Below are 4,613 nucleotides of genomic sequence, written 5' to 3' on the forward strand. Positions count from 1 at the left end.
TTGTCAATGCAAATGAGCGTTTCTCACAGCGTCCCATAATACATGTTAATCATGTATTATGAGATTTTAATAATAAGACAAGAAAAAGAGAGAGCGTTTTTGCCCTCTCTTTTTTTCTATATTTTTTCTCAATAACGAACGTAATTTAGAAATAATATTTATTGGTATTTCAAGAATATATATATAATTATTTACTAAGTCCATTTAAAAAAATTTGAGAGAACTTGTTCATAAGTTTAATTCTTTCATTAATATTTTGTTCATGTGTAAAGGTAACAATTCCATTAACAGCGTTTGCTGCTATTTTACTAACAGCATTAACATCATTAATACACCATTCGCCATTTAAATTACCCTCCTTAAAAATTACATGATAAGCATCTATATATTTGTTTTCTAATTTATTCATTTTTTCATTAATGCTATTAGTTTTATAATATTCAGTGCAAAATTCAATTATTGCGTTTTGAAGTGGATAATAGTATTCGGTTGTTAAAGATAGTTCATTATATAAATAAAATTTTTCTCTATTAGTTTTACATTTGATTTGTTCCTTTTTCCACTGTTCTTGCCATTTAGATTCTTCTATATTTAAAATTTCTAAAAATAGATTTTCTTTTGTTTTAAAGTGATAATAAAGATTCCCTTTACTACTTTCTGATAATTTAACAATTTCTCCAGTAGTAGTGGCATTATATCCATTTTTTATAAATAATTCCTTTGCGACACCTAGTATTTTATCTTTCAAGTTCATCACGCCTTTAATGAGTATTAAGTACTATCAATGATAGCACAAAAAATTCAAAGAATAATTGTATAACACAATACAGCCATTTAAATTTCGCAAGATTTTTTGTTGTAATATGTAAAAAAATAGATTACAATCCTTATAGACCGATCGCACGGTCTATAAGGATTGGAGGGAACTTAAATGATTTCATTTTTTACAAAAACTACTGATATGATGACATCAAAAAAAAGATGGACTGCACTAGTAGTATTAGCTGTTAGTTTGTTTGTTGTTACAATGGATATGACAATATTAATTATGGCTTTACCGGAATTAGTAAGAGAGTTAGAGCCTTCTGGTACCCAACAGTTATGGATAGTTGATATATACTCTCTTGTTTTAGCTGGCTTTATAATTCCATTGAGTGCCTTTGCTGATAAATGGGGAAGAAAAAAAGCATTATTAACTGGATTTGCTTTATTTGGCCTCGTTTCATTAGCTATATTTTTCGCAGAAAGTGCAGAGTTCGTAATAGCTATTCGATTTTTACTTGGTATTGCAGGTGCTTTAATAATGCCAACTACTCTTTCAATGATAAGAGTAATTTTTGAAAACCCTAAAGAAAGGGCCACTGCATTAGCTGTATGGTCAATCGCTTCATCGATAGGTGCTGTTTTTGGACCAATTATCGGAGGAGCTTTACTTGAGCAATTTTCATGGCACTCGGCATTTTTAATTAATGTACCGTTTGCGATAATAGCAGTTGTAGCAGGTTTATTTTTATTACCAGAGTCTAAGTTATCAAAAGAAAAGTCTCACTCGTGGGATATTCCTTCTACAATTTTATCAATTGCAGGCATGATTGGACTGGTATGGAGTATCAAAGAATTTTCAAAAGAAGGACTAGCAGATATTATTCCATGGGTTGTAATAGTATTAGCAATTACCATGATAGTGATATTTGTTAAACGTAATTTATCAAGTTCTGATCCAATGTTAGACGTAAGACTTTTTAAAAAGAGATCATTTTCAGCTGGTACAATTGCTGCATTTATGACAATGTTTGCAATGGCATCTGTTTTGTTATTAGCTTCACAATGGTTACAGGTTGTGGAAGAACTTTCTCCTTTTAAAGCTGGCTTATACCTATTACCTATGGCAATAGGAGATATGGTGTTTGCACCAATTGCACCCGGATTAGCGGCGCGATTTGGACCGAAAATAGTGTTACCTTCCGGAATTGGAATTGCAGCCATTGGCATGTTTATTATGTATTTCTTTGGTCATCCATTATCATATTCTACAATGGCTTTAGCATTAATTTTAGTTGGAGCTGGTATGGCTTCACTAGCAGTTGCATCTGCTCTAATAATGTTAGAAACACCTACATCAAAAGCAGGTAATGCAGCTGCTGTTGAAGAGTCTATGTATGACCTTGGAAATGTTTTTGGTGTAGCAGTACTTGGTAGCCTATCTTCTATGCTTTATCGTGTATTTTTAGATATTTCATCTTTTTCATCAAAAGGTATAGTTGGAGATTTAGCTCATGTAGCTGAAGAATCTGTAGTGGGCGCTGTCGAAGTAGCTAAAGCTACGGGGATAAAACAGCTTGCAAACGAGGCTGTAACATCATTTAATGATGCTTTTGTAGCAACTGCTTTAGTAGGTGGGATTATCATGATTATCATTTCAATAGTTGTCTATTTGTTAATTCCCAAATCACTTGATATAACTAAACAAAAATAGTACTAAACATATATTTTTAGATATTGTAGATTAGTTTATTTTTAAAATTAGTAATAGTTAAAAAGTAGAACCATTAATTTTAAATGGTTCTACTTTTTTATTATTAAGTAAAATTATAAAAGACAATTTCTTAAATTAATAATATGATATACCTATATCTAATAATTTATTAGTATTAATAAACCTTGAAAGGATGATTAACTGATGAATAGAGCAGATATTTTTAAAATATTTGATGTAGAACTTAATATAACTATATTTTTAGGAGCACTAGTAGCAACTTTCATCTATTTTATAAGTTACATGAACAATGTAAATGAATTAATTACATTATGCTTAACATTAGCTTTTCCTGCATATTTATTAAAAATTAGCAGATCGTTCGAGGTTATTTTATTAGAGGAAAAAATAAAAAATAGTAAAATCAAAATCTGTGACAAAGATAGAATTGAACGAGAGATACTGGTGAAAAAGAACCTAATAGATGAACTATTGTTTCCTAATAGAGTTATTAAAAAATATACACTGACAATTTTAATTTACAGTATAGGTATTATTATTCTTTTACTACTTTGTAATATGTTAAGTTATGGAATTGGTGAAAATGTCAATTTTATCTGGAGATTACTAGCTTGTTATGTAACGAGTGTCACAGTGATTATAGTTGCCTTGATTATAATGATAATGATATTTGATCTTATAATTGGATTACTATTAAATTTTCAAATATTTTTAAAAAATAAAAAGTATGATGACTTTTTATAATTATTCGATTTATATAATGAAAAATTAAATGATTAAACATAGAAACCTCAAAACAAACCATATTTAATAGAGTTTATGGCGCCTTATACAAATAAAGGCTATGCTGTTAAAGAATTATGTAGCTATCTTCAGATTAATATGGATGATGTTTATACTATTGGCGATAGAAAATTGATTTACCTATGTTTAATACCCTAGATAATTCTTCTGATAATTTAGTTTTTGTTAGAGTTTAACATAACTGATGATTATCAGAAGTTATTTAAAATAAGAGTGTGTCATTACAGTCTAAAGTAATGACACACTCTTTCAATATATATATAATACTAATACTTATTTTTTTCCAAAAATTCTCCTAACACTTCATCAACTATAGCTTTTATAGATGTATCCTTATCTAATGCCATTTGATTTAGTCTTTTTTTTATATCAGTGTCCACTCTCATAGTCGTACTTTTAGATACCGGTTTATAATTTTCCGTATATTTTACCTCAGATGTATCTATGTTATCTAAAAATCCTGCCATAAATATCACTCACCCTCAATTAATCTAATTCTATTAACTAATTCTTCGTAGACTTTGTTAAACATATATATAACTTTTTTGTCATGCATATCTTTATCTTTTATTCCATCAGCGGCAAATTTTTTTATTCTTTCTCTTTGATATATCTGGTTCTCAAAGAGTGCTTCAGAAAATGCTGATTTAGACATATCTAATATCTGTTTATCTACACGTCCACTTTTTTTAATTAATACTGGAACAGCGCCAACCAATTCAAACGATAAATCTGATTCTTTTTTTCGATCCCTTAAAAAATTAACAAATGAAAGACTACTTTCATAAGCAGATTGTTGTGTTTGAAATACCATTAAAATGTAATCACTTGCATAAACAGCATTATTAGTGAAATCAGAGTTAATAGTAGGTGGTACATCAATAAATATATAGTCGAAATCGTGAATTTCTTTAATTTTTTCAACCACATTTTTTAAAATATATCTTTTCTTTAGAATATCTGTCTTTGAAATGATATCGGATAAGTTAGCCAAAGATGAATCAGCTGGTAATAGTGATAATTTGGAAGTTAATTTCACAATACTTTGATCTATATTTCCATTTTTTAGCATGTTTATAAATGAAATCTTTTCTTCCTCAAATTCCGGATAAGTTCTTTTCATAATTTGAGTTGCATTTCCCTGAGGATCAAAATCTATTAAAAGTACTTTTTTATCATAATTTTCAGATGCAATATAAGAAAGTAACGTGGCTACTGTTGTTTTACCTACACCACCTTTAAAATTTCCAACTGTTATTATGCTCAAAATAATACCTCCCATTTACTATGTCTTTACTCTTTACATTAGTTC

At 28.8% G+C, this 4,613-nt stretch carries 5 protein-coding genes and 1 pseudogene; 3 read left to right on the forward strand and 3 right to left on the reverse strand.

The window, feature by feature from the left end; all coding sequences use genetic code 11:
* Positions 1-187: 187 nt before the first annotated feature.
* Entirely contained in the window at positions 188-754 is a 567-nt protein-coding gene (gene qacR / locus HMPREF2663_RS04560; RefSeq protein WP_001832666.1) for a multidrug-binding transcriptional regulator QacR, read from the reverse strand.
* A 177-nt stretch (positions 755-931) separates the two neighbouring features.
* Here qacR and HMPREF2663_RS04565 point away from each other — a divergent pair, with 177 nt between their 5' ends.
* The 3 genes and pseudogenes from HMPREF2663_RS04565 to HMPREF2663_RS13195 form a co-directional block, all read left to right on the forward strand.
* On the forward strand, positions 932-2,476 hold the full coding sequence (locus tag HMPREF2663_RS04565) for a quaternary ammonium compound efflux MFS transporter QacA (protein WP_000622776.1): 1,545 nt from the start codon (positions 932-934) through the stop codon (positions 2,474-2,476).
* A gap of 204 nt (positions 2,477-2,680) precedes the next feature.
* Positions 2,681-3,241: a hypothetical protein gene (locus HMPREF2663_RS04570; protein ID WP_001077893.1), complete on the forward strand. Its 561-nt coding sequence runs from the start codon at positions 2,681-2,683 to the stop codon at positions 3,239-3,241.
* A 63-nt stretch (positions 3,242-3,304) separates the two neighbouring features.
* Positions 3,305-3,439 (forward strand): annotated as a pseudogene (locus HMPREF2663_RS13195) (HAD hydrolase family protein); the annotation flags it as partial.
* Between the two features lie 128 nt (positions 3,440-3,567).
* On the opposite strand, the gene HMPREF2663_RS04575 reads toward HMPREF2663_RS13195, so the two are convergent.
* Both HMPREF2663_RS04575 and HMPREF2663_RS04580 read right to left on the reverse strand, forming a co-directional pair.
* On the reverse strand, positions 3,568-3,768 hold the full coding sequence (locus HMPREF2663_RS04575) for a hypothetical protein (protein WP_000896836.1): 201 nt from the start codon (positions 3,766-3,768) through the stop codon (positions 3,568-3,570).
* Between the two features lie 5 nt (positions 3,769-3,773).
* On the reverse strand, positions 3,774-4,568 hold the full coding sequence (locus HMPREF2663_RS04580) for a ParA family protein (protein ID WP_000022892.1): 795 nt from the start codon (positions 4,566-4,568) through the stop codon (positions 3,774-3,776).
* Between the last annotated feature and the right edge of the window lie 45 nt (positions 4,569-4,613).

It is taken from the genome of Staphylococcus sp. HMSC077D08 (assembly GCF_001837945.1).
Taxonomy (GTDB): Bacteria; Bacillota; Bacilli; order Staphylococcales; family Staphylococcaceae; genus Staphylococcus; species Staphylococcus epidermidis.